General features: G+C 70.9%; 21 protein-coding genes. 10 read left to right on the top strand and 11 right to left on the bottom strand.

Going from position 1 to position 24,264, the window contains the following annotated elements:
• The first annotated feature begins 38 nt into the window (after positions 1–38).
• Genes AB0G10_RS09700 through AB0G10_RS09685 form a run of 4 tightly spaced genes read left to right on the top strand, consistent with a single transcriptional unit; the run spans position 39 to position 4,442 of the window.
• Positions 39–2,021 (top strand): NADPH-dependent 2,4-dienoyl-CoA reductase, encoded by a 1,983-nt coding sequence (locus AB0G10_RS09700; RefSeq protein WP_360918358.1) that lies wholly within the window; start codon positions 39–41, stop codon positions 2,019–2,021.
• Positions 2,022–2,032: 11 nt separating this feature from the next.
• On the top strand, positions 2,033–2,845 hold the full coding sequence (locus tag AB0G10_RS09695) for a crotonase/enoyl-CoA hydratase family protein (RefSeq protein WP_360918357.1): 813 nt from the start codon (positions 2,033–2,035) through the stop codon (positions 2,843–2,845).
• The gene (locus tag AB0G10_RS09690; protein WP_360918356.1) at positions 2,836–3,393 is read left to right on the top strand and encodes a PadR family transcriptional regulator; all 558 of its coding nucleotides are present in this window, start codon (positions 2,836–2,838) and stop codon (positions 3,391–3,393) included. The genes AB0G10_RS09695 and AB0G10_RS09690 overlap by 10 nt, the downstream gene beginning before the upstream one ends.
• Positions 3,394–3,449: 56 nt before the next feature.
• Positions 3,450–4,442, top strand: a complete 993-nt coding sequence (locus AB0G10_RS09685) for a hypothetical protein (RefSeq protein ID WP_360918355.1) — start codon at positions 3,450–3,452, stop codon at positions 4,440–4,442.
• A gap of 615 nt (positions 4,443–5,057) precedes the next feature.
• Here AB0G10_RS09685 and AB0G10_RS09680 read toward each other — a convergent pair.
• Both AB0G10_RS09680 and AB0G10_RS09675 read right to left on the bottom strand, forming a co-directional pair.
• Positions 5,058–6,224, bottom strand: coding sequence for an MFS transporter (locus AB0G10_RS09680; RefSeq protein WP_360918354.1), 1,167 nt, complete (start codon positions 6,222–6,224; stop codon positions 5,058–5,060).
• A gap of 50 nt (positions 6,225–6,274) precedes the next feature.
• Positions 6,275–6,520, bottom strand: coding sequence for a hypothetical protein (locus AB0G10_RS09675; RefSeq protein ID WP_360918353.1), 246 nt, complete (start codon positions 6,518–6,520; stop codon positions 6,275–6,277).
• A gap of 52 nt (positions 6,521–6,572) precedes the next feature.
• On the opposite strand from AB0G10_RS09675, the gene AB0G10_RS09670 reads away from it, so the two are divergent.
• Genes AB0G10_RS09670 through AB0G10_RS09660 form a run of 3 tightly spaced genes read left to right on the top strand, consistent with a single transcriptional unit; the run spans position 6,573 to position 8,464 of the window.
• Positions 6,573–7,049 (top strand): GNAT family N-acetyltransferase, encoded by a 477-nt coding sequence (locus AB0G10_RS09670; protein WP_360918352.1) that lies wholly within the window; start codon positions 6,573–6,575, stop codon positions 7,047–7,049.
• A gap of 55 nt (positions 7,050–7,104) precedes the next feature.
• Positions 7,105–7,914, top strand: a complete 810-nt coding sequence (gene ppk2, locus AB0G10_RS09665) for a polyphosphate kinase 2 (RefSeq protein WP_360918351.1) — start codon at positions 7,105–7,107, stop codon at positions 7,912–7,914.
• A 19-nt stretch (positions 7,915–7,933) separates the two neighbouring features.
• Complete coding sequence (locus AB0G10_RS09660; protein WP_360918350.1) at positions 7,934–8,464, top strand: pyridoxamine 5'-phosphate oxidase family protein; 531 nt, start codon at positions 7,934–7,936, stop codon at positions 8,462–8,464.
• Between the two features lie 24 nt (positions 8,465–8,488).
• Here the strand turns inward: AB0G10_RS09660 and AB0G10_RS09655 are convergent, their stop codons facing one another.
• From AB0G10_RS09655 to AB0G10_RS09640, 4 genes are all read right to left on the bottom strand, one after another.
• On the bottom strand, positions 8,489–8,752 hold the full coding sequence (locus AB0G10_RS09655; protein ID WP_360918349.1) for a GlsB/YeaQ/YmgE family stress response membrane protein: 264 nt from the start codon (positions 8,750–8,752) through the stop codon (positions 8,489–8,491).
• Between the two features lie 84 nt (positions 8,753–8,836).
• A complete protein-coding gene (locus AB0G10_RS09650; RefSeq protein WP_360918348.1) occupies positions 8,837–9,613 on the bottom strand; it encodes an amino acid ABC transporter ATP-binding protein in 777 nt (258 codons plus the stop codon).
• A 5-nt stretch (positions 9,614–9,618) separates the two neighbouring features.
• Positions 9,619–10,413 (bottom strand): amino acid ABC transporter permease, encoded by a 795-nt coding sequence (locus AB0G10_RS09645; RefSeq protein ID WP_360918347.1) that lies wholly within the window; start codon positions 10,411–10,413, stop codon positions 9,619–9,621.
• Between the two features lie 3 nt (positions 10,414–10,416).
• A complete protein-coding gene (locus AB0G10_RS09640) occupies positions 10,417–11,244 on the bottom strand; it encodes a basic amino acid ABC transporter substrate-binding protein (RefSeq protein ID WP_360918346.1) in 828 nt (275 codons plus the stop codon).
• Between the two features lie 196 nt (positions 11,245–11,440).
• On the opposite strand from AB0G10_RS09640, the gene AB0G10_RS09635 reads away from it, so the two are divergent.
• The 3 genes from AB0G10_RS09635 (at position 11,441) to fxsT (AB0G10_RS09625) (ending at position 17,238) form a co-directional block, all read left to right on the top strand.
• Positions 11,441–12,886, top strand: a complete 1,446-nt coding sequence (locus AB0G10_RS09635; RefSeq protein ID WP_360918345.1) for a serine/threonine-protein kinase — start codon at positions 11,441–11,443, stop codon at positions 12,884–12,886.
• Positions 12,887–13,063: 177 nt separating this feature from the next.
• A complete protein-coding gene (locus AB0G10_RS09630) occupies positions 13,064–13,936 on the top strand; it encodes a TIGR03620 family F420-dependent LLM class oxidoreductase (protein ID WP_360918344.1) in 873 nt (290 codons plus the stop codon).
• Positions 13,937–14,028: 92 nt separating this feature from the next.
• A complete protein-coding gene (gene fxsT, locus AB0G10_RS09625; protein WP_360918343.1) occupies positions 14,029–17,238 on the top strand; it encodes an FxSxx-COOH system tetratricopeptide repeat protein in 3,210 nt (1,069 codons plus the stop codon).
• A gap of 3 nt (positions 17,239–17,241) precedes the next feature.
• Here fxsT (AB0G10_RS09625) and AB0G10_RS09620 read toward each other — a convergent pair whose 3' ends face one another.
• The 5 genes from AB0G10_RS09620 to AB0G10_RS09600 all read right to left on the bottom strand — a co-directional run bounded on the left by AB0G10_RS09620 (position 17,242) and on the right by AB0G10_RS09600 (position 24,243).
• Positions 17,242–18,513 (bottom strand): HEXXH motif domain-containing protein, encoded by a 1,272-nt coding sequence (locus tag AB0G10_RS09620; RefSeq protein WP_360918342.1) that lies wholly within the window; start codon positions 18,511–18,513, stop codon positions 17,242–17,244.
• Positions 18,510–19,694, bottom strand: a complete 1,185-nt coding sequence (locus tag AB0G10_RS09615) for an FxsB family cyclophane-forming radical SAM/SPASM peptide maturase (RefSeq protein ID WP_360918341.1) — start codon at positions 19,692–19,694, stop codon at positions 18,510–18,512. The genes AB0G10_RS09620 and AB0G10_RS09615 overlap by 4 nt, the downstream gene beginning before the upstream one ends.
• A gap of 2 nt (positions 19,695–19,696) precedes the next feature.
• Complete coding sequence (locus AB0G10_RS09610; RefSeq protein ID WP_360918340.1) at positions 19,697–19,900, bottom strand: hypothetical protein; 204 nt, start codon at positions 19,898–19,900, stop codon at positions 19,697–19,699.
• A 169-nt stretch (positions 19,901–20,069) separates the two neighbouring features.
• Entirely contained in the window at positions 20,070–22,919 is a 2,850-nt protein-coding gene (fxsT, locus tag AB0G10_RS09605) for an FxSxx-COOH system tetratricopeptide repeat protein (protein WP_360918339.1), read from the bottom strand.
• Between the two features lie 676 nt (positions 22,920–23,595).
• Positions 23,596–24,243: a TetR/AcrR family transcriptional regulator gene (locus AB0G10_RS09600; protein WP_360918338.1), complete on the bottom strand. Its 648-nt coding sequence runs from the start codon at positions 24,241–24,243 to the stop codon at positions 23,596–23,598.
• Between the last annotated feature and the right edge of the window lie 21 nt (positions 24,244–24,264).

Genomic DNA, 24,264 nt, shown 5'->3' with positions numbered 1-24,264 from the left:
ACTTTTTTTACTATGCAACTTTTTGTAGAGTGCGATGCGTGGAGTATCCGACGCTGCTGAGCCCCCTCGACCTCGGGCACACCGTGCTGCGCAACCGCGTGGTCATGGGATCGATGCACACGAAGCTCGAGGACCGGGCCCGCGACCTGCCGAAACTCGCCGCCTACTTCGCCGAGCGGGCGCACGGCGGCGTCGGCCTGATGGTGACCGGCGGCTACGCGCCGACGTGGCGGGGATGGCTGTCGCCGTTCGGCAGTCAGATGACGAGCCGCCGGCACGCCACGGCGCATCGGGTGGTGACGGATGCCGTGCACGCCCACGACGGCAAGATCCTGTTGCAGGTGCTGCACGCGGGCCGTTACGGGTATCACCCGTTCACGCAAGGCGCCTCAGCTTCCAAATCACCCATTTCGCCTTTTTCGCCTTTTAAGATGACATCTCGGCAGGTTGATCGAACTGTCACGGCATTTGCCCGCGCCGCGGCACTGGCCCGGCACGCCGGATACGACGGCGTCGAGATCATGGGCTCCGAGGGCTACCTGATCAACCAGTTCCTCGCGGCCCGCACCAACGACCGCACCGACGCCTGGGGTGGTTCGGCCGCGAAGCGGATGCGCTTCCCCATCGAGATCGTGAAGCGCACCCGCGATCTCGTCGGCGACGACTTCATCGTGCAGTACCGGATCAGCCTGCTCGACCTCGTCGACAACGCGCAGACCTGGGAGGAGACGGTCGAGCTGGCCCTCGGACTGGAGGCCGCCGGCGTCACGCTCTTCAACACCGGCATCGGCTGGCACGAGGCGCGCGTCCCGACCATCGTCACGTCGGTGCCGCCCGGCGCCTTCACCTGGGTGACCGGCAAGCTGCGGGGCTTCGTGAAGACGCCGGTGATCGCCTCGAACCGGATCAACCGCCCGGAGGCCGCCGAGCAGATCCTCGCGTCGGGGGAAGCCGATCTCGTGTCGCTGGCCCGCCCGCTCCTCGCCGACGCCGAGTGGGTCGCGAAGGCGAGCAGCGGCCGGGAGCGCGAGATCATCACGTGCATCGCCTGCAATCAGGCCTGCCTCGACCACACATTCCGCAACCGGCGGGCGTCCTGTCTTTTGAACCCCCGGGCCGGGTACGAGACGGAGCTTGTGCTTTCACCCACCCGCCGCGCCAAGAGCGTCGCCGTGGCCGGGGCCGGGCCGGCCGGCCTCGCCGCCGCGATCGAGCTGGCCGGGCGCGGGCACCGGGTGGAGCTCTTCGAGGCGGGCGACGCGATCGGCGGGCAGTTCCGGCTCGCCGCGCGGATCCCTGGTAAGGAGGAGTTCGCGCGGACCCTCGACTACTACCGTCACATGATCGAGGTCCGGGGTGTGACGCTGCACCTCGGCGTCCGGGCCACCGCTGCCGACCTGGCGGCCTTCGACGAGGTCGTCCTCGCCACCGGCGTCACACCGCGCATGCCCGACATCCCGGGCATCGACCACCCGAGCGTGCTCACCTATCAGCAGGTCATCGACGGCGCTCCCGTGGGTGGGCGGGTGGCGATCATCGGGGCCGGCGGCATCGGGTTCGACGTCGCCTCGGCGCTGGTGCACACGCCGGCCGAGCCGCTCGACGCGTGGATGCGCCGCTGGGGTGTCACCGATCCGGAGACCGCGCCGGGCGGGCTGGCCGTCAAGGTCCATACCGCCCCGGCCCGCGAGGTCTTCCTGCTGCAACGCAAGGACGAGGCGCTCGGCAAGGGGCTCGGGAAGACGACCGGCTGGGTGCATCGGGCCTCGCTCAAGGACTCCGGGGTCACGATGCTGCGAGGTGTGTCCTACTCGCACATCGACGACGACGGCCTGCACCTGGCCGATCGGGTCCTCGCCGTGGACACCATCGTGGTCTGCGCGGGCCAGGAGTCGGTGCGCGATCTGGTGGGGCCGTTGTCCTCCCGCAGCTTTCATGTGATCGGCGGGGCCGACGTAGCGGCCGAACTCGACGCCAAGCGAGCGATCAGGCAGGCGACGGAGCTCGCCGCGCGGATATGACGGGATTTTCCATGAAATATGTGTCTGTTTCTGTTCTCGACGGCATCGCGCAGGTCCGGCTGAACCGGCCCGACAAGCTCAACGCCCTCACCCTCGACACGCTCGACGAGCTCGTTCTCACCGCCCGCCGGCTCCGCCGGGACCGCACGCTGCGGGCCGTCGTCGTCGCCGGCGAGGGCGAGTCGTTCAGCTCCGGCCTCGACATCGCCGCCACGCTGCGCAAGCCCGCCGGCGTGGTACGCGCCTTCCTGCCCAACCCGTTCCTCGGCACCAACCGGTTCCAGGAGGCCTGCTGGGCGTGGCGGCGCATCCCGGTCCCGGTCGTCGCGGCGGTCCACGGCCACTGCTACGGCGGCGGCATCCAGATCGCGCTGGCCGCCGACTTCCGGTACGCCACGCCGTCCTCGCGGTGGTCGGTCCTCGAAGCCAAGTGGGGCATCATCCCCGACATGTCCGGCGTCCGGACCCTCACCGAGGTGGTCGGACCCGACGTCGCGAAACGGCTCATCATGACCGCCGAGCGCTTCGACGGCGCCGAGGCGCACCGGCTCGGCCTGGTCACCGAGCTCGCCGACGAACCGATCAAGGCCGCCACCGCGTTCGCCGAGAGCCTCGCCACCCGCTCCCCCGACGCCCTCGCCGCGGCGAAGCGCCTCGTCGACGGCGCGCTCACCGGCAGCGCCCGGCGCACGTTCGGCCGGGAGCGCCGGGAGCAGATCCGGCTGCTCACCCTGCCGAACACCGGCATCCTGCGCCGCGCCGTCATGAAGTCCAGCGATCCCGAGTTCCGGCCCCGGGCCCGTAGGATGCGTCCGTGGCACTGAGGAACGCCCTGCTGGCGGCGCTGATCGACCGGGAGTCCTCCGGCTACGACCTGGCCAAGAAGTTCCGGGTCTCGGTCGCCAACTTCTGGACGGCCACGCCGCAGCAGCTCTACCGCGAACTGGAGAAGATGGAGGCCGAGGGACTGCTCTCGGCCCGCGTCGTCAAGCAGGACAAACGTCCCGACAAGCGGCTCTTCTCGGTGACCGACGCCGGCCGGGCGGCCCTGCACGCGTTCACCCGGCTCCCGCCGAAGCCGACCACGGTCCGCGACGAGCTGCTCGTGCAGGTCGAGGCCCTCGCGTACGCCGACGTGCCCAGTGTCCGCGCCGCCATCGAGGCGCAGGTGAAGCACAGCCGGCAGCGCCTCGAGACGTACGAGCGCTCGCTCGCCGAGATCCTCGGCAGCCGCACCGACGAGGAGTTCATCGCCACCGGCAACCGGATCGGGCCGTACCTGACCCTGCAGCGCGGCATCAGCTTCGAGCGCGAGAACATCGGCTGGGGCGAGCTGGCCCTCCGCATCCTGGAGCGCCGCTTCCCCGGCTGATCTCTCCCGGGCTGATCCACCGGCTTGCATGCGCCCGGCACGATGACGGGGTGACCGTGACCCGGGTAGTTGCGCGCCAGATCCTCCTCACCGTCGCCACCCTCCTCATCCTCGTCGCGGTCGGCGCGGCGGTGTCCATCTGCTCCGCCACGGGCGGCTGGGTCTCCGTCGTCGTGGCCGTCCTGTTCATCATGATCGGCATCTACGCTCCCGCGGCCGTCTGGTTTCTCGGCGAGGACTCCCTCGACGTCGAACCGCCGTGGATCGTGCCGGCCGCGATCGCGTCGCTCTGCCTCGTCGCCGTCCTCCCGGTCCTGGTCGGGAACGCCTACCTCGACGTCCTCGGCAATCGGGAGGCGGTCGTGGTCACCGGCGACCTGTACGGCGAGTCCGATTCGGAGATCCAGAAGGTCCGGGTCACCCAGCTATCCAACCTCGACGACCTCGGCGAGCTGTCCTACCAGACCGATCACGACCTGCAGGAGGGCGAGCGCCTCGAGGCCCGGGTCGATCCGCGAGGCTGGTTCGCCCCGGACGCAGGCCAGGGCTTCGAGGGGCCCGTACGCAATCTCGGCCTCGCCCTGACCACCATCGGCTTCGGCGGCTTCTTCCTGCTCACGGTGCTGCGAATCGGCCGTGACGTGCGCCGGTTCCGCTTGACCGGGTCACGCCTGCCGCCCGAGACGGTCGCCGACGAGCGGGCCGCCGAGGAACGCGCCCGGAAGAGGGAGCGCGAGCGGGAGCGGGAGCGGGAGCGGGAGCGGGAGCGGGAGCGGGAGCGGGAGCGGGAGCGGGACGAGTTGCCGGAGATCGAGCTGCCGGACCTGGACGCCGTCCCGGAGCCGGCGGGCCATGGCGGTTCTTCAGGCGGCTCTCCGGGCAGCTCTTCGGGCGGCCATTCCGGCGGCCATTCCGGCGGCTCTTCGGGCAGCCATTCCGGCGGCTCTTCGGGCGGCCATTCCGGCGGCCATTCCGGCGGCTCTTCGGGCAGTCATTTCAGCGGCGATCACGGCGATTCCGGGGACTCCGGCGGCGACTACGGCGACTGAGTCGCCTCCCCTCTCTCCATCCTGGCCGCCCTCTCGGTGGTCGGCGGCCAGGCGGAGGCCCAGCGCGATGAGGATTCCTCCGGTGACCGTATCGATGCGGCGGCTCAGGGCCGCTACCCGATGGGTCCTCTCGCTGGTCGGCGCCCGCCTCGGGGGTGGGCCTGGTACCCCAACCGGCCACGAAACCCTGACCCGAACCTCCCCGGACAGCAAGACCCCGCAGCACCCAGGAACGAGCCGACCCGGGAACGACGCGCAGACCTAGGAACAACTCGCAGACCTAGGAACAACTCGCATGCCTAGGAACGACTCGCAGACCTAGGAACGACTCGCATGCCTGGGAACGGCGCCCGAACCTAGGAACAGCGGCCGAACCTAGGAACAGCGGCCGAACCTAGGAAGGCGTGAACCTAGGAACGCCGCCCCCGAAAACCAGCGTTCCTAGGAACACGACGAACCCAGGAACACGATGAATCCAGGAACGCGGAGGCCTGGGAACGCACGAATCCAGGCACGCACAGACCTGTGAACGCGTGAGCCTGGGAACGCGTGAGCCTGTCACTCGGATGCCTGGGAATGCGGGAGGGTGGGAGCGCGGGTGGGGCCTGCTGGTGGCTAGGTTCGGCGGAGGATCAGCAGGGCTGCGCTTGTCGCCACCACCACCGCCGCCACGGGGAACGCCGCCTGCAGGCCCACCACCGTGGTGAGCGGCGCCGCCAGGGCTGCGCCCGCCGCCATCGCCACGTAGTCGGCGTGGAGTATCCAGCCGGCCATCGTTCCTACGACCGGCGGAGGAGTGTCTCGCTGGACCGCTATGTCGGTGCGGACCTCGATCGTCGTGATGGCGGCTCCGGCCATTCCCAGGACCAGTGTCAGAGTTGCGAAACCCAGGTCCAGGCCGCACAGGTCCAGCATCACGGCGAGGGCCGCCAGGATCACGGCCGCGGCCCGCGGGGAGTCGCCGCATCGTGGAGCGGTCAGCGCGCCCAGGATGCCGCCCGCGCCGAGAGCCACGAAGGCCAGGCCGTAACGGTCGTCGGCCACCACCATCACCAGCAGGACCGTGAGCAGGCCGTAGACGAAACTCCCCACCACGTCGGTGAGGGCCATCGTCAACAGGGCGGGACGCCCCCGCAACGCGGCTCCGACCGTACGCAATGAAGCTCTTGATCTGGCGAAGCCGACGACCCGGAAGGCGCTGTGATCGGTGATCGTGAGAAGCAGGGCGGCGGACGCGGCGAAGGCGGCGCCGATCACGGCGAAGAGGGCGGCGTGGGCGTGGAACGACAGCAGGCCCGCGACGATCAGCGGGCCGGCGATGAAGCTGAGCTCGGTGAGCACGGCGCGGGTGGCGTTCGCCTTCGCCAGGCCGGCTACTCCGACGAGCGTAGGCAGGGTTGCTGCCAGGCAAGGACCGCTCACCACGGCGGCGGCCTGTGCCCAGGCAGCGAGGACGAGCAGCGTCCAGACCGGCCAGCCGGCGATCACCGCGGCCGCCGACGCCGCCATGAGCGCCACCCGGGAGAGATCGGCGAGGATCAGGAGATTGAGGCGATGGGTACGGTCGGCCAGCATCCCGGCGACCGGACCGGCGACCACGGCCGGCAGCACCCGGGCGGCGGTGACGGCGCCGGCCAGGGCCGCCGATTGCGATCGGGCGTAGACGACCGCGGTCAGGCCGATACCGTAGGCGGCATCGCCCATCTGCGAGACCGCGAACCCGGTGGCCAGCTTGAGGATGTCGCCGCGCGAGGCGGGCCGGGCGGCGACGAGGACGGTCATCCAAAAAGTCTGAGGAATGGGGGCCGGGGACGCCATCACCCTGGAGAGGGTCAGCGGTGCCGGCGCAGACCGTCCCAGGCGCGGCGGGCTTCGAGCATCTCACCGAGGGCGGTGTGCAGTTCGCGCAGGGCGGCCACGTCCTGTGCGCCCCAGTCGCGGATCCGGTCGGGATGACCGGGATCGATCGGGACGCCGCGGGCCAGCACGCCGGACATCGCCTGCAGGAAGCGGCGGGCGGCGGCCACGTAGGTGGTGCGGGCCAGAGGAAGCTCACGCTCCGGCCGGAAGTTGATCACGAGCGCATCGTACACATGTTCGAAGTTGCCTTCTGTTGATACCTTCCGCTCCGTGACTGACGTGGCACTGCGGCCGGTCGAGGACACCGATCTCGACGCGTTGTTCGAACAGATGCGGGATCCGGAGTCGGTACGGATGGCCGCGTTCACGGCGAAGGACCCCGGCGACCGGGCCGCGTTCGACGCGCACATGGCGAGGATCAGGTCGACGCCGGGCGTCACCCAGCGGGCCGTCACCGCCGGCGGGCGGCTCGTGGGCAGCATCGCGAGCTTCGTGATCGAGGGCGACACCGAGGTGACGTACTGGATCGACAGGTCGTGGTGGGGCCGGGGCATCGCCGGGCGGGCGCTCGCGCTGCTCCTCGACGAGGTCACGGTGCGGCCGATCTTCGCCCGCGTCGCCAGTGACAACGCCGCGTCGCTCCGGGTGCTGCAGCGGGCCGGGTTCGTGGTCGCCGGCACCGGCACCGGGTTCGCGAACGGCCGCGGCGCGGAGATCGAGGAGACCATCCTGCGTCTCCCCCGCTGAGGACGATCCGCCGCGTCCGGCCCGCCGCTACAGTCCGGTCCGGAGGTGGGCTGTCATGACCAAAAAGGGGAAGATCGAGCGACTGCCGAAGAAGCTCTACGAGACCGAGCTGTTCCGGCTCCAGGGTGAGCTCGTCAAGCTGCAGGAGTGGGTGAGGACCGAGGGCGCCCGGGTCGTCGTCGTCTTCGAGGGACGCGACGCGGCCGGCAAGGGCAGCACCATCAAGCGGGTCGCCGAGTACCTCAACCCGCGCCTGGCCCGCATCGCCGCCCTGCCCGCGCCGACCGAGCGCGAGCGCGGCCAGTGGTATTTCCAGCGCTACGTCGAGCACTTCCCGGCCCCCGGCGAGATCGTGCTGTTCGACCGGAGCTGGTACAACCGGGCCGGCGTCGAACGGGTGATGGGCTTCTGCACCAAGGAGGAGTACATGCGATTCCTCCACCAGTGCCCGATCTTCGAACGGCTGCTCGTCGAGGACGGCATCCTGCTGCGCAAGTACTGGTTCTCGGTCAGCGACCACGAGCAGGAGCAGCGGTTCCGGTCACGGCTGCAGGACCCGATGCGCCGGTGGAAGCTCTCCCCCATGGACCTCGAGTCGATCAGCCGCTGGGAGGAGTACTCCCGGGCCAAGGACGAGATGTTCCTGCACACCGACATCCCCGAGGCGCCCTGGAACGTCGTGGAGAGCGAGGACAAACGCCGGGCGCGGATCAACATGATCGCTCATCTGCTCTCCACGATCCACTATCACGAGGTGCAGCGGGTGCCGTTGTCGCTGCCGCCCCGGCCGCCGTCGAGCGGGTACCAGCGGACGCCGCGCGACATGCAGACCTTCGTACCCGATCATGCGGGGAGGCTCGGCTGAGCGCTGATACCGTGCCGGCATGCCGCTGACCAACCCGTGGCTCGCCGAGCCCATGCCGGATCGGCGACTGCCGCGCGAACGGCTCGAGGAGCGCATCCTCAACCTGCTGTCGTCGCAGAACATGTGCGTGCTCGCGACGACCGGGCCGGGCGGGCCGCTCGCCACGCCGGTGCGCTACTACTCGCTGGGGCGGGCCGTCATGTTCACGGCGTCGCCGCGCTCACCGAAGATCCGGAACCTCGCCGCCGATCCGCGGTGCTCGGTCGGCGTCTTCGCGCCGCTGACGAACCTGGCTGCCAGCCGTGGCGCGCAGCTGTTCGGCGAGGCGCGGGTGATGGCGCCGGACGATCCCGGACGGGAGGGCTATTGGGAGGCGTTCCGCTGGGAGAGCGAGCACGCCGAGCAGGGCCGGCCGCTCGGCGAGCCACCCCGCGACACGCTCGTCGTGATCGAGCCGACCCGGATCGTCTACACCGAGCACTGGCTGCGGCGGGAGGGATACGCGGCCCGCCAATACTGGAGCGAGCCGCCACCCCCGGCACGGGGATGACGGCTCGTCGAGAACAGATCAGGCTCAGCGACGGCCCCGCGTGCCGGCCACCAGGGCGACACCCACGGCGGCCAGGCCCACCTGCAGGGCCAGCTCGATCCAGTCGACGCCCCGGGTGTCGTCGACACCGAGCGCGGCGGCCAGGAACGTGCCGATGATGGCGGCCACGACGCCGATCACCAGGGTGAGCCAGATCGGGATGTTCTGCTTGCCGGGCACGACGAGGCGGCCGAGCGCGCCGATGATCAGGCCGATGACGATGGCGGTCAGAAAACCGGTAACTTCCACGTTCAGCTCCTCAGAAGACTCAGGCGTTACAAGATCGATGACTGCCCGAGGACCGAGGTGCGCCAAACCTCGCCGTAACGCCGATCACTCCGCCGGATGGGCGCCGATCTCCGACTCGCTGACCCGGGTCGGCTCCAGCACCCGGTGCAGGAACGAACGGGTCCGCTCCTCCCGCGGGTTGCCGAACACCTCGGCGGGCGGGCCCTGCTCGACGATCACCCCGCCGTCCATGAAGACCACCCGCGAGGCGACCTCGCGGGCGAACGCCATCTCGTGGGTGACCACCAGCATGGTCATGCCCTCGGCGGCCAGGCCGCGCATGACGGCGAGGACCTCGCCGACCAGTTCCGGGTCGAGGGCGCTGGTGGGCTCGTCGAAGAGCATCAGCTGCGGTTCCATCGCCAGCGCCCGGGCGATGGCGACCCGCTGCTGCTGGCCGCCGGACAGCTGCGCCGGATAGGAGCCGGCCTTCTCGGCGAGACCGACCCGCTCCAGGTTCGCCGCGGCGATCCGGCCGGCCTCGGCCTTGCTGCGCTTGAGGACCCGGCGCTGGGCGATCGTGACGTTCTCCTGGACGGTGAGGTGCCCGAACAGGTTGAACTGCTGGAACACCATCCCGATGCCGCGCCGGACCTCGTCGATGTCGCAGTCCGGGTCGGTCACCTCGACACCGGCCACCCGGATGGAGCCGGACGTCGGCTCCTCCAGCAGGTTGACGCAGCGCAGCAGGGTGGACTTGCCGGAGCCGGACGGGCCGATCACGCAGACGACCTCGCCCGGTTCGACCGACAGGTCGATGCCGCGCAGCACCTCCAGCTTGCCGAACGACTTGTGCAGTCCGCTGATCTCGATGGTCGACATCGCGGTCACCTCTCCCTCGCGGCCCGGCGCTCCAGGCCCCGGACCAGCTGTGACAACGGCAGAGTGATCACCAGGTAGAGCAGCCCGGCCACCACCAGCGGGGTCGGGTTCACCTTGGTGTTCAGCGTGTCGCCGGCGAACTTGGTCAGCTCGATCGTCCCGGCCGTGACCCCGAGGACGTAGACCAGCGAGGTGTCCTTCGTCAGCAGGATGATCTCGTTGGTCAGCGGCGGGATGACGATCCGGAACGCCTGCGGCAGGATGATCGAGATCATCGCGCGGGTGTGCGACATGCCCAGCGTCCGGGCCGCCTCGAGCTGACCCTTCGGCACCGCCTGGATGCCGGCCCGGATGGTCTCGGCCATGTAGGCGGCGGCGGTCAGGCCGAGGCCGACGGCGACCGATCCGTACACCCCGCCGGGGATTTCACGATCGGGAAAGGCCAGGGGTACGCCGTAACCGACCATGAACAGGACGAGGAGTGCGGGCAGGCCGCGGAACAATTCGATGTAGGCGGTCGCGAACCACCGGTACGGCCAGACCGACGACAGCCGCATCAACGCCAGCACGAGGCCGAGCGTCAGGCCGAACACGAACGCCAGCAGGGTGTAGACGATGGTGTTGCGCAGCGCGACGGTGATCGCGTCGGGGAACATGCTCTCCGCGACGTCCAGCCGGAAGAACGCGTCGGACAGCCGGCCCCAGTCCGCGGCGCTCACCACGGCCAGGATCACCAGGACGAAGACGATGTAGCCGGCGACGTGGATGATCCGACGCCGCCGGCGAGGGCTGAGCTTCATGGGTCAGGAGGCCGGCTTCTCGCCGATCCAGGTCGCGTAGATCTTGTCGTACGTGCCGTCGGCGCGCGCCGCCGCGATGGCCTCGTTGACGGTCTTGAGCAGCTCGGCGTTGCCCTTCTTCACGGCGAAGCCGTACTGCTCGCCGGTGTCGAAACCGGCCGCGACCTCGACCTTGCCGGGGTTCGCCTTGATGTACTCGTTCCAGACCGGCAGGTCGTTGACGGCCGCCGCCACCTGGTTGGTGGAGAGCGCCTGCTGCTCGGCCGCGAGGTCCTTGTACGAGACGACCTCGATCTTCAGGCCCTTCTCCTTGACCTGGGCGTTGATGTACTCCTCGCCGGTGGTGCCGCCCTGCACGCCGAGCCGCTTGCCGGCCAGGTCCTCGAGCGTCTTCACCGGGCTGCCGGCGACCACGGCGAGCGCCTGGGTGGCGTCGAAGTACGGCTCGGAGAAGTCGAGGACCTTCTTCCGCTCGTCGGTGATGGTCATGCCGGCCGCGGCCACGTCGCACTTGCCGGAGTTCAGGTCGGCGCCGGACTTGATGCCCTCGAACGGCGTGTCGACGATCTCCTGCGGCACGTTGAGCTTCGCGGCCACCAGGTCGATGAGGGCCACGTCGAAGCCGACGACCTTGCCGCTCTGGTCCTTCGACTGGAACGGCGCGTACGGCAGGTGCGTGCAGGTGGTCAGCGCACCGGCCTTGACCAGCGGGACGCCGCTCTCGGTGGTGCCGCCGGTGTCCTCCTTGGCGCAGCCGGCGACGCCGCCGATGGCCAGTGCCGCGGTGGCCGCGAGCACCGCTGTCTTCCGTACGAATATGAACTTGCTCATGTGATCTCTCCCCGGTCCATGCCCTCGCTCACCGCGAGGCAACGTCAGATTAGTCCACCCTTGTCTATTTGGTCCGGGCGCCACGGCGTGACCGATCTCCCACCTGCCCGGCCGGATCGCCGGGCGATGAATACGATCCGGACAGACCGCCCCACCTCGGGTTTCCGACGCCGTAATCGGGGCATCGGTGACGGTCATGGATACCGGGGACCTGGTGGACGGACGGTTCCGGCTGCGCGATCGGCTCGGGGCGGGTGGCATGGCCGTGGTGTGGCGTGCCGGCGACGAGGTGCTCGGCCGCGACGTCGCGCTCAAGGTGCTCGATCCGGACCTCGCCCACGACGCGGTGCTGCTGGCGCGGGTGCGCGACGAGGCCCGGGCGGTCGCCCGCCTGCGTCATCCCAACATCGTCGATGTGTACGACTACGGCGAGGCCCCCGGTCCCCTCCCCTACGTGGTCATGGAGGTGGCCGAGGGCAGATCCCTCTCCCGGCTGCTCAGCGGAGGCCCGCTGCCGTGGCGGGTGGCGACCCTGGTGGGCGCGCAGGTGGCGGCCGCACTCGCCGCCGCGCACGACCGGGGCGTGGTGCACCGCGACGTGAAGCCCGGCAACGTCATGGTCGGCGCCGGCCGGGTGAAACTCGTCGACTTCGGCATCTCCGCCTCGACCGGCGACGACGACCTGGCCGGCGGCCAGCTGCTGGGCACGCCCGCCTATCTGGCCCCGGAGCGCCTCGAGGACGGCGTCGTGCGTCCCGCCACCGACGTGTACGCGCTCGGCCTGCTGCTCTTCCGCATGCTGGCCGGCCGCATGCCGTGGGACGCCTCGACGGTGACGCAGATGGTGCTCGCCCACCGCTACCGCGAGCCGGGCCCGCTCCCGCCGATCGCCGGACTGCCCGCCGAGGTCGCCTCATGGTGCCTGCGATGCCTCGACAAGGACCCGGACCGGCGCCCCGCGGCCGGCGACGTGGCGGTGAAACTCGCCGAAGCGGCCGGCATCGATCCGAAGGTGCTGGACCTGCCGGGGCGAGCGGCCGCGATCACCGTGCCGGACGACGTCATGCCGCATGCCGTCACCCCGCAATCCGACATATCGCACGCCGTCACACCCGTCACCGTCACATCGGACACCGCCACACCGCACGCGGGGCCGGTTCGGCATGAGGAAGCCGTCGAGCAGGGCCCGCCGGATGGACGACGCGCTCGGGCTGGGCGGCTCTCCGCAGGGGTCGCGATCTGGCGGGCGCAGCCGCGGGGGCGCCGGCTCGCTGCGGTGGCCGGTGCGGCGGTGCTGCTGTCCGGCGGGATCACGGCCGTGGCGATGCCGGGTGGGCCGAGCGGCCCCGCGGTCGAGGCGGCGGCACCTCAGGCCTCGACGCCTCCGACCTCGACGACTCCGGCCACCGAACCGGGAGCATCGGCAGCGCAGAGCTCGGCGGCGGAAGGATCCGGGGCGCCGGCCTCGGCGGCTCCGGTCGCGGCGCGGAAAGTCGCGGCGGTCGCTGCGCCTCCGACCCCGGAGAGGCTCGGATCCAAGGTTGCGGCACCCAAAGCCAAGGCAGAGAAAGCCGACAAGTCGAGCAAGGGCGACAAGAAGAGCAAGAGCAAGGGCACGGGTGCCGGGAAAAAGGCGAAATAGGTGACATGACCGGCTCCGCATCGCAGCAGGAGCCGGCCACGTCCGCACCAACGATTCGCAGGGGCGGCCGCTCTGGACGGTGACGGGCCCCACTTTTACCGGTCGGTACAGAATAGGCGGCCGCATGTCGGCGTTCCCGATATCAGTACCGAGCGGTACAGAAAAGAGGGAAACGTCATGGACTTCGGACAGCGGGTCGGCGTGTGGAGCATGGAGTTGCGTTCCGCGGACCGGCCGCAGATCCGCGACGCCGCCGCCGAGCTCGACGCGCTCGGGTGGCGGACGATCTGGCTGCCGGGCCTCGACGGCAGCGGGGTTCTCGACGACGTCGGCGCGCTGCTGACCGCCGCGCCGCGCAGCACGGTCGTCACCGGGGTGCTCAACATCTGGGGGCAGACCGCCGCCGAGCTGTCCGGGAGGGTCGCGGCCCTGGACGCCGAGCACGGCCCGCGCACCGTGGTCGGGCTCGGCATCGGCAGCCCGGCCGGGGCCACCGCGCACGGCCGGGACTACGGCAGGCCGGTGGAGTCGATGGCGCGGTACCTCGACGAGCTCGGCCCGGGCGTCGGCCCCGAGCGGCGGCTGCTGGGCGCGCTCGGACCGCGCATGGTCGAACTGGCCGTGGACCGGGCCGCGGGCTGGCATCCGTTCCTGGTCACGCCAGGGTACGTCGCGACGTACCGGGAAAGGGTCGGAGCCGGACCACTGATCGCGCCGCACCAGGCCGTCGTGCTGGACACCGACCCGGACCGCGCCCGTGCGGCAGCGCGGGCCGGGATCGGGATGTTCCTCGGATTCCCCACCTACCGCGACAACCTGCGGCGGCTCGGCTTCGGCGACGACGACCTGGTCCCGGGCGGCAGCGACCGGCTCATCGACGCGCTGGTGGCGCACGGTACGGCCGAGGACGTGGAACGGCGGGTGCGGGAGCATCTCGACGCCGGGGCGGATCATGTCGCGCTGCATGTGCTCGGTGCCGGCGGCCTTCCGCTGGCGCAGTGGAGGGAGCTCGCTTTTCTCGCCCGAGGCGGTAAATCCGTTTACGCCTAGCGGGTTGTAAACGGGTTCGGGGCGTCTGTCCGGGTAGGAATTCCGCTACCATCCGCGCATACATCCGATTCGCGCGCAGGGACTGATGAGCCGTGCCGGAAGTCAAGCCGCTGGACGCGTTGACCGACGTGTTGTTGCAGGTGGAAGCCCTGTCCGATGGAGACGCCCGGGACCGTGCGGTGGATCGGTGCGGCGCCCTTCTCCGGCGGAGATCGGCGACTCGCCGATTCCCCGACGCACACCGTGATCTCTCCTCGCTGATCCGTTCCTACGATCTGCTCAGCGGCGCCACGGTGATCTTCACCGAGGTCGTCGCCGAGCAGCATCCGGAGCCGGCCGCGCTGCGTGCCGCCGAGATCGCGCGTGAGCTGCGCGGCTCCCTGCTGCTGTCGCCACCCGATCGCCTGGATCTGTGCCGGATCCTCGGTGAGGTCGGCACCACCTTCGTCATCAAGGCGGCTCTCGACACCCTCGCGGATGTGCCGGAGCTGCAGAACTTCAGCATCTGGCAGGACTGGGACGCGGTCGTGCAGGTGATGGAGAGGCAGCCGGTCGCGCCCGGTGAGGTACCGCCCCTGCTCCAGTTCGTGATCCGTCTCGCCGAGCTGGTGGGTGCCAGCAGCGGCCGGGTTCTCCGGCAATGGGCCGCCAGCGTGGCCGGTGGTCTCGGCGTCTCCGAGGCGAGATTCGACGCGTTACGGCTCCCTGAGCGCGACGACAGCGACGGGGCCGGGCAGCGACGACGGATCTCCGGCACGAGGGCCATCCGCGGTGGCGTGCCGCTGCAGAACCACAACTTCACCGGGCGTTCGGATCTGCTCGACCGGCTGGCCGCCACCCTGGCAACCGGCGTCAAGGCCGCGGTGCTGCCCCAGGCCGTGCACGGCATGGGTGGTGTCGGCAAGACCCAGCTGGTCCTCGAATACGTCTACCGCCACCTCGAGGACTACGACCTCGTGTGGTGGATTCCCGCCGACTCGGCGTCCGGCGTGCTCGCGTCCCTCGAGCAGCTGGCCGGCCAGCTCGGCGTCCGTCCCGGCGAGAACGCGCAGCAGACCGCCCGCCTGGTGCTCGACGCGCTGGCCGCCGGGGCGATGAAATGGCTGCTCGTCTACGACAACGCCAACGACCCCGATTCGATCGACGAATACCTGCCGTCCACCGGCGGGGACGTCGTCGTCACCACCCGCAACAAGGAGTGGGCGGCGTTCGGCGCGGACATCGAGGTCGACGTCTTCGAGCGGCACGAGAGCATCGACCTGCTCCGCCGGCGGACGGGCAACAGCATCAGCACCGTCGACGCCGACCGGCTCGCCGAGCGGCTGGGCGACCTCCCGCTCGCGCTGGAGCAGGCCGCGTCCTGGCACCTGCTCACCCGGATGCCCGTCAGTCAATACATCGAGCTGCTCAAACAGCATCAGAAGGAGCTGCTCTCCGAAGGGAAGCCGGCCGGTTATCCGGAATCCGTCGTCGCGTTCGTCACCCTGGCGATCGACCGCCTGCGCAAGGAGACGCCCGCCACCGCGCAGCTGCTGGAGCTGTTCGCCTTCCTCGGCGGCGAGCCGGTGCCGGTCTCACTGCTGCGCTACGGCCATTCCGCCGACGTGGTGGAGCCGCTGCGCACGCTGCTGGGCAACTCCATCAAAATCAACATCGCGATCCGCGACCTCACCCAGTACGGCCTCGTCAAGGTCGACAACGCCCAGCGCCTCCAGGTCCACCGCCTCGTGCAGGGCGTGCTGCGCGACGTCATGGACGACGCGGGCGCCGCCGGGATCCTGCAGAGCGTGCAGCACCTGCTCGCCCGGGCGAACCCCGGCGACCCGGACGAGAAGGGCACCCGCGCCGACCTCGACCTGCAGCGCGAGATCGGCCCGCACCTCCGGCCGGCCGACATGATCGGCGCGGAGAGCATCGCGGCGCGCACGACGGTCCTCGACCATGTCCGCTACCTCTACAACATGGGCGACTACGAGAACAGCGCCCTGCTCGCGACCGACGCCATCGCCCACTGGGAGACGGAGACCCACGATCCCAACCTCGGGCCGCACGGCGAGCTGACCCTCAACGGCCGGGCACACATCGCGAACGCCCGGCGCGCGCTCGGCAAGAGTGAGCAGGCCGACGAGATCATCACCGAGACGTACGAGTTGATGCGCGAGCACCTCGGCGAGAACGCCCGGCCGACCCTGGTGGTGGGTAATCAGATCGGCCAGGTCCTCCGCATCCGCGGCGACTACCAGGAGTCGCTGGAGTTCTCGAAGAACTCGCTGCAACGCCACCGGGCGGTCTTCAAGCGTCCGGCACCCTACATCCTCCGCGCCCAGTCGAACCTCGCCGTCGCGTACCGCATGGTCGGCGACTTCGCCGCGGCCGCGGAGCTCGACCAGGCATCGCTCGACTACTGGGAGGGCTCACGCCAAGAGGGAACGAGTGCCTTCAGCGCCCTCGAGGCGTACATGAACATCGCCCGCGACTACTACGGGCTCGGCGCGTACCAGGCCGGAGTCGCGGTGGTCGAGGGCTGGCGGGAATCGCTGATCAGTGAACGCAGCGCCGGTCACCGCATCGTGCTGCTGTCCGGCCGGACGTACGGGATCCTGCTGCGCAAGGCCGGCCGCCTGCAGGCCGCGGCCGCGGTCCTGAGCGAGAACCTGAAACAGACCGACAAGCGGTTCGGGCCCAGCCACGAGTACACCATCGCGGTGCTCACCAGTTACGGCAATCTGCTGCGCCAGCGCGGCGATCTTCCCGGGGCCCTGCAGACCCTGGAGGAGGCGGTCCGCCGCTATCGGGAGTACTTCCCCAGCGACCACCCGCTCACCTTGAGCGCACTGGTGAATCAGGCGATCGCACTGCGGGCCGCCGGCAAGCACGCGGCCGCCGCGAAGATCGATGCCGACGCCTACGCGCGGCTCACCGCAGCGTTGGACGAGAATCATCCCTACACCCTCTGCGCGGGCACGTCGCTGGCGACCGATCACGCGTTGCGCGGCGACGCGGCCGAGGCCCGCAGGCTGTCCGAGGAGATCCTGGAGCGCAGCCGGGAGGTCTCGGGTGGACCGCACGAGGCGCGGAGTGGCGCGGAGCATCCCTATCTGCTCGCGCGGGCGATCAACCTCTCCCACGACCTGCGCGCGACCGGGGCGACCGCCGAGGCCGACGAGCTGTTCGCCCGGGCGATCGACGGTCTGAGCGGGGCTCTCGTGCCGCCCCACCCGGAGTTCGCCGTCCATCCGGAGCTCGCCGCCGCCCAGGCCGGCGATCGACTCGAATGCGACATCGAGTCGCCGCCGACCTGATCCCTAGGCGGGGGTGTTCGCCGCCAGCCAGCGCCGGTGGATCGCCTCGTGGTTCCGCCGTGCCTCCTCCGCGACCGTCGCCGGCAGCGGCACCGCGAGCAGCGCGTCGGTGAAGTGGCGCAGCTCGCCGGCGAACCGCTCGCCGGCCGGGGTCAGCGACCCGGAGGACTCCACCTCGGCCAGGCTCCGGTGCACGTGCAGCCGCGCGTCGGCGAACTCCTGCTCGGCCGTGCCGGTCACCCCGTCCGCGCCGCGCAGGGCCCGCCAGGTGTCGGCCACCCCGGCGAACGCATAGACGCCCTGCAGCAGTCCGGCGAGCGGGCGGGGATCGGTACGCCAGGGCGCGAAGTACGTCCCCGTGTCGGCCGGGTCGGTGAGCTCCTCCAGGTCGAGCAGCGCGCTGAGCTTGGCGTGCTGGAACTCGTGCACCAGCGTGACCGCGAAGTCGGCGGCGGTCGCCGGGAGGGTCAGCCCGAAGATCCCGAAGAGGTGCCGGATGGTGGCGCTGCGACTCGATCGGCCGTCGTCCTGCAGCGGCACCAGGACGCGCAGCCCCGCCGCGATCTCGGCGGCGCGCTCCGGGAGCCGCTCGGCGAGCAGCCGCCACGCGCCGGCGAACAGCTCCTGCCAGCGGGCGAACTCGTCGTCCGGCAGCCGGGGAGCGGGTGGGGCGTGGTAGCCGTGCCGGTAGGGGTCCAGATCGTCCAGCGCCACCGCGACGCCGATCCCGCCGGCGTCGGCGTGCAGCATCCGGACCGGCTGCCATGCCGCGTCGCCCGCCCGCGCCACGTGCGTCCCGGCGGACAGCACCCCCTCGGCGCTGGTCAGCCGGGCTGCGGCGACGTCCCCGACGGTCAGCCGCCCCCGTCCGGGAAGGCACACCGCGCCGTCGCGGACCGGAACGATCATCTCGGTGTCGACGCCGGCGGCCGCGCACGCGACCGCCGCGACGGCGCCGGCGTGCGCCATGTCGGCGGGCGCCGCCCGGCCCTGTTCCACGGCCCGGCTGACGATGGTGATCCAGGCGCCGACCTGGGGGGATCCGAGCACCCGGCCCGCCGCGGCCGGATCGGCCGAGCGCGCCGCCTCCAGCGCCGCGACGATGCCGTCGCGGGCGGCCACCGGGCCGGTCCACCGCCGCAGCAGGTCGGCGATGAGCAACAGATGCTTGCTCAGCTGCGCCTCGGCCAGCACCCGGCACGCCTCCGGGCCGCCGTTGCTCGCGGCCAGCCCGGTCAGCAGTGGCTCGGGCAGCCGATGGTAGGTGATCGTCATGCGGGCACCGCCCCGATCAGGGCACGGGTGTCGGCGACGACCCGATCCCGTGCGTGGTCAATGAACATGCGAAGGTCGGCGCAGTACACCGACGGGTTGCGGAAGCCGGCGCCCGGGCGGTACCGGTGCGCGTAATGGCCGCCGCCGCAGACCTGCCGCACCGGGCAGGCCGAGCACTCCGGTCCGAGAGCGGCCGCCCCGATCTGCCGGGCGACGACACCCGGATGCGCCAGTGCGGCGTCGAACTCGTCGCGGCTCACGTGCAGGCCGGTCGCGCACGCGCCCGGGTAGGCCGACTTCAGCGCGTCGATCTGCTCGATCGCGCCGTCCGACTCCACGACGAGCAGCGCCGCGGGGCTGAGGCCGATCTGCTCCGATCGGGAGGCGCCGCCGAGCAGCAGATCGACGACGCTCTCGAACAACCGGACCGGAACCGGGTCGGGGTCGGCGTACCAGGCGTCGAACGCGGCCGTCAGCCAGCGGCCGTGACCGCCCTGCTCCGGCGGCACCCCCCAGTTGGCGTGCGGCAGCAGGAAGTCGATCGCCGGCGGGCCGAAGGCGCGGAGCGCCCGGTAGCACGCGACCGGGTCGGTGTCCGGCGCCACGGTGCAGAGCAGGCCGCCGAATCCGGCCCGGAACTCGGCGCGGGTGAGCAGTTCGAGGGACCGGCTGACCGCGCCGAACGTGCCGCGGCCGCGGCGGGTGACGCGGAACCGGTCGTGGTCGGCGGCCACGCCGTCGACGCTGACCGCGACGGTGATGTCGTGCCGGCGCAGCTCCCGCAGGGCCGGCTCGGTCAGGAGCACGCCGTTGGTCTGCATGCCGACCCGGACCTCGCAGCCCGCCGGCGCCGCGGCCCGCACCCGGTCGGCGAGCCGCCCGAGGGCGGCCGCGCCGAGCAGCATCGGCTCGCCGCCGTGCAGCACCACCCGGACCTGCCGGAGGTCGTGGTCGCGCGCGTGGACGCCGATCCGGTGCGCGACCGCGTCGAACACCTCGGCCGGCATCACGGCGGGCCGGTCGCGCCAGGACTGGTCGGCGTGCTCGTAGACGTAGCAGTACGAGCACGCCAGGTTGCACCGCTGGTGGACCTTGACGATGACCTCGTGGATCGGTGTCGGCCGCCAGCCTCCGGCGATCAGGGCCGCGACGTCAAAATCCCGGTAAGGCCATCCGTCCATGGTCAGGGCTTGTCAAGAAATGAGCTGAATGCCGACAGGACCCCGTTGGGGTCTTTCAGATTCGAATGCAATCGCTGGATCGAGCGGAGGACCGGCGAGTCACCGTGCACATTCACCAAATCGGTCAGCGTAACGCCGGCAACGTCGACGAGCGCGGCCTCGCGCTGCCCGTTGCCATCCGCATTCGGCTCAGAAACGGCACTCACCAGTGGTCCTCCATGCCAGATGTGAGACTGTTCCGGCATCTCTGTTTACCCCCGTTGAACAGCGCTGTACAGCCGGACGGCCTCGTTCCGAGGCCCTGATCATTTTGTGGCCAGGAAATGATCTTGAAAGCGCGGGTTCGGGGAATTTGACAATTTTTGTCAAGGACACTTAAACCAGCGGTGGTTCCAGGACGCAGTCGACGCGCCCGCCCCGTTCGACAAGGCGCGTCACCGGATGGTCCGTCCCGAACCGCCCCTGCAGCCGATGCAACACCTCCTGGCGCTTCCCGACGGCATGCGAGGAGTTCGCCGCCGCCAGCTCGGCCGCCAGATTCGCTTCAGCCGCGATCACGTGCGGGTGGTCAGACCGAGTGTGCACACGCTGCGCAAGGTCGAACGCCCTCCGGGCGGCTTCCAGCCGGTTGGGGTGCTCGCTCTGGGCGTAGTCGGACGCGAGATTGATCGACGCGGCCACCGAGAAAGGGTGATCGCGACCGACCCGGTCGATCAAGGTCTCGCGACCGGAGCTGTCGATGTTGCGAGCCTGCGCGAAGTCGCCCCGGGCCCGCAGCGCGCTCGCCAGATTGATCTCGGCGACCACGGTCAGCGGGTTGCGCGGGTTGAACAGCCGGCGGAAGTGCTCGATGACCTGCGAGATCTCGTCGATCGCCTGGTCGGTGCGGCCCAGCAGGTGCAGCGTGTTGGCCCGGCTCATCCGCAACGCCAACGGGTACTCGTGGCTCTCGCCGAACAGCCGGGCGCACTCCGCGTACGACTCCTCCAGGATCTCGAGCGCCTCCTGCCGCCGGCCGATGCCGCGCCGCGCCAGCGCCAGCGCGCGGGGGGCGAGCAGCAGGCCGCGGTCCATCCGGTTGCGCTCCCGCGAGGTGACATGCGCGAGCATCGGCTCGACCTCGTCGAGAACCTCCTGGTAGCGGGCCTGACCGTTGAGATCCTCGGCGAGCGCGTTCATCGACAGCCGGGTGCGCCAATGGTCGTCGCCGAACTCGTCGCGATGGCGCGCCAGCGCCTGCCGGTCGGCCTCCTCGGCCTCCTCGAACGCACCGGTGAGCCGCAGGCTGATGGCCTTGTTGTGCAGGCTCATGATGGTCCGCAGATGATCGTCGCCGAACCTCGCCCGGCAGAGGCCGTAGGTCTCCTGGTCCTGTTCCAGCGCCCGCCGGTAGTCACCGGCGATCCGGAGATCGGCAGCCCGGCTCCCGGCCATGGCCAGGGTGTACGGGTGGTCCTCGCCGTACGCCGGATCGACCTCGAGCTGCCCCATCGCCTCCCGGATCAGCTCCCCGGCGCGCTCGTACTGCCCGGCGGCCCGCAGCGCGTTCGCCCACTCGTGGGACATCCGCAGCACCAGGTGGTCGTCCGTCGACGGGTCGTTGCCGGGCCGCCACGCGGCATAGGCCTGCTCCCCCAGCACGCACGCCACGTGGTGGTCGCCGGCCAGATAGCGGAAGCGGAGCTGGTGGTACACCGTCTGGCGCGCCGTCAGCTCGGCCGAGCGCACCAGACCGGTCGCGTCGACGTGCGCGGCGATCTCCCAGTACCGGTCCTCCCAGCCGGGGTCGGTCGCGGAGCGCTTGTCGTCGGGCGGCCCGGGGTCGGAGGCGGCCAGCAGCGCGTGCGCGCGGCGGCAGGCCCGGCCGGCGTCCTCACCGGCGAGTGCTCCCCGGACCACCACGCCGACCAGCGGCAGGATCTCGATCTGCTCGCCACCGCCGGCGAGGCGCGCCAGACCGTGGCGGCGCAGCTCGATGATGGCGAGGTTCAGCGCCACCTCGCCGCGGGGCATCCCGGCCAGGTCCGCGTCCGGATCCGCGGGCCGGGCCGCACCCCGGCCGAGCAGCTGCTTCGAGATCGGCATCGGCGCGAAACACGACAACGTCTCCAGCAGACGCCAGGCCTGCTCGCTCGTCCTCTCCAGCCGTTCCAGGGCCAGGAGGATCATCAGTGAGGCGCTGCCGGGGTAGCCGGCGGGCGGCACCGTGGTGAGGCGGGCGGCCGGATCCGCGTCGCCGGCGCCACCCACCGGCGTCTCGGTGAACCGGGACCAGGCCACCAGCTGGCACACCGCGAGCGGGGACCGCCCGTACGTGCCGATCACGGCCGCGACCAGTGCGGACGAGAGATCCGGATCGTGCCGGCGCAGCAACCGCTCCACCTCGGCCGGCTCCAGGTCGGGAACCTCGAGTCCGACGCTCGACCCGTCGTCGCCGAGCGCCGGATCGCGGGTCGTGACGATGACGTGGCCGCCGTTCGGCACCAGGCGCATCAGGTCGGGGTCGTCGAGGCCGTCGAAGATCATCAGGTACGGGAAGCGGCGCGCCTCCAGCGTCTCGAGCACCGTCCGGACGGTGTGGTCGAGGCGGTGATGCCGGTCGACCCCGAGGACGGCCGCCAGCTCGACGAACGCGGCGCGGGCGGTGTCCGCGGTCGCGCACGGCACCCACCACAGCGGCCGGTCCGGGTCGTGATGCCGGTCCAGGTAGTGCAGGACCGCCTGGGTCTTCCCGGCGCCCACCCCGCCGGTGAGCACCAGGCGGACGTCGTGGCGGCTCGCCAGCACCGCACGGATCTCCGCGATCAGCGCCGCCCTGCCGACGAACCCGGGCACCGCGGACGGGCGACGCCCGCTCAGCGGGGCGGTCTCCGCGGGCAGCGGCACCGGCAGCGGCGGGGACGGGTTCGGCGGCGGTGGCACCGGAGGCGGCTCGGGATCGTCCTGGAGCGCGTGCCGGGCGGCCATCCACAGGACGTTGATCCGCTGCTCGAGCCCGGGCAGGTCGTAGTCGACCGGCGCCAGGTCGGTCAGCACCTTGAGGAGGGAGCGGACCTTCTCCCAGGCCGGCACCCCGCTGCCCCGCAGCGTCGCGCTCACCGTCTCGTGCGACACCGACTGGTAGTCCCGCGGTGGAAGCCTGAGAGTGCTCATGGCGATCGGCCGTGCGGCGGGTTGCCCGGCGGCGTCGTAGATCTCGTGCACAGCCGAGACGAAGTCACGCACGGGCCCGTCGGGCACTTTGTCGCGACCCGGCATGGAGATGGCCACGTGGTTACGCTCCGGCTCAATGGCGCGTCAATTTATGTCAAGTTTGAGGATTCCATGCCGCCACCGACGTCCACAATGGCGGCACCGACCCGGCCCGGACATCCGGTCCGGGTTTTTTCGCGGCGCACGCACAGACGGGTGAAGCCAACAATTGACAACTGAAGATCACCCTTTTGGACACCGAGCGGACTCTATCGGACACGTCAAGAGAAGTGAGTATCGAGCCGGAACCCTTTCGCTTGACTTTCCCGCATTTCAGCCTTGGTCCTGTAGTCAGTCGTACAGTCCGAGGAGCCGAGATGTTCGAACTACCCGACCCGCCCAGCCTGATCGCCCTGGCCCGTCTGATCGAGGCAGCGGCCCTGTCCCTCGCCACGATCGCGGGACTGTGGACGCGCCGCCGCTCCACAGCGGAACCCCGCGATCGCCGCCGCTCCACAGCGGAACCCCGCGATCCCGGCCGGGACGGACAGCCACCGCCGGCCCGGCCGCGACGCCGCCGCCGGGCCGGGCGGCCACCCAGCGCCCACCGCTGCAGATCGCGGCCGGTCTGCGGACGCTGCGGGCGCCCGATGGCGTGACAGCGCCGCCCGGCGCGCCACCTTGTCCGGGCCGACGATCGGCTTGCGGTTCAGGCGGCGTCGGTGAGGAGGCCTCGCAGCACGCTGCGTACGGTGGCCTCGAAGAGATCGCGCCGCGGCGCGGGCGCCGGCGCCGCGGTGGCGGCCTCGACCAGATGCGGGAACGCCGTCATGTCGATGCCGTCGAAACCGGCGGGCGGCCCGGACTGCTCGCTGCGGGCGAAGAGCGACACCACGCCGGTCATCATGGCGATCGCCTCGAATTTGGCGGCGGCCGGGGCCGGCACCGGGCGCAGCACGCCGAGGCAGTGGTCGAACCAGGCCAGGCTCTGCGGGCCGGGCGCGGACTGCCGGGCCAGCAGGTCCACGAGCCACGGGTGCCGGCGGTAGAGGTCGAGCTGGCGGCGGGCGATCCGCAGCATCGCGCCGAGCCAGTCGTCGCCGGCCTCCGGGTAGGGCCGCAGCTCCCCCGCGGCCCGGTCGGCCATCAGGTCGAGCAGGTCGTCGCGGGAGGAGAGGTAGCGGTAGAGCGAGCCGGCGCCGGTGCCGAGGGCCGTGGCGACCGCCCGCATCGAGACCGCCCCGAGGCCGTCGGCGTCGGCCATCGCGGTCGCGGCGGCCACGATCTCCTCGCGGGAGTGCGCCGGCGCGGGACCGCGCGAACCCTTCGCCGGGCGGGACCAGATCGATGAACTCACCGCTATACTCTAACTGCAAAC

It is taken from the genome of Actinoplanes sp. NPDC023714 (assembly GCF_040639855.1).
Lineage (GTDB): Bacteria > Actinomycetota > Actinomycetes > Mycobacteriales > Micromonosporaceae > Actinoplanes.
This window is presented reverse-complemented; position numbering and strand designations above follow the sequence as displayed.

Coding starts and splice junctions, on each gene's coding strand:
- AB0G10_RS09695 (WP_360918357.1), top strand. CDS start 2,033: ATGAAATATGTGTCTGTTTCTGTTCTCGACGGCATCGCGCAGGTCCGG.
- AB0G10_RS09680 (WP_360918354.1), bottom strand. CDS start 6,224: ATGACCGTCCTCGTCGCCGCCCGGCCCGCCTCGCGCGGCGACATCCTC.
- ppk2 (WP_360918351.1), top strand. CDS start 7,105: ATGACCAAAAAGGGGAAGATCGAGCGACTGCCGAAGAAGCTCTACGAG.
- AB0G10_RS09660 (WP_360918350.1), top strand. CDS start 7,934: ATGCCGCTGACCAACCCGTGGCTCGCCGAGCCCATGCCGGATCGGCGA.
- AB0G10_RS09650 (WP_360918348.1), bottom strand. CDS start 9,613: ATGTCGACCATCGAGATCAGCGGACTGCACAAGTCGTTCGGCAAGCTG.
- AB0G10_RS09645 (WP_360918347.1), bottom strand. CDS start 10,413: ATGAAGCTCAGCCCTCGCCGGCGGCGTCGGATCATCCACGTCGCCGGC.
- AB0G10_RS09640 (WP_360918346.1), bottom strand. CDS start 11,244: ATGAGCAAGTTCATATTCGTACGGAAGACAGCGGTGCTCGCGGCCACC.
- AB0G10_RS09635 (WP_360918345.1), top strand. CDS start 11,441: ATGGATACCGGGGACCTGGTGGACGGACGGTTCCGGCTGCGCGATCGG.
- AB0G10_RS09630 (WP_360918344.1), top strand. CDS start 13,064: ATGGACTTCGGACAGCGGGTCGGCGTGTGGAGCATGGAGTTGCGTTCC.
- AB0G10_RS09620 (WP_360918342.1), bottom strand. CDS start 18,513: ATGACGATCACCTACCATCGGCTGCCCGAGCCACTGCTGACCGGGCTG.
- AB0G10_RS09615 (WP_360918341.1), bottom strand. CDS start 19,694: ATGGACGGATGGCCTTACCGGGATTTTGACGTCGCGGCCCTGATCGCC.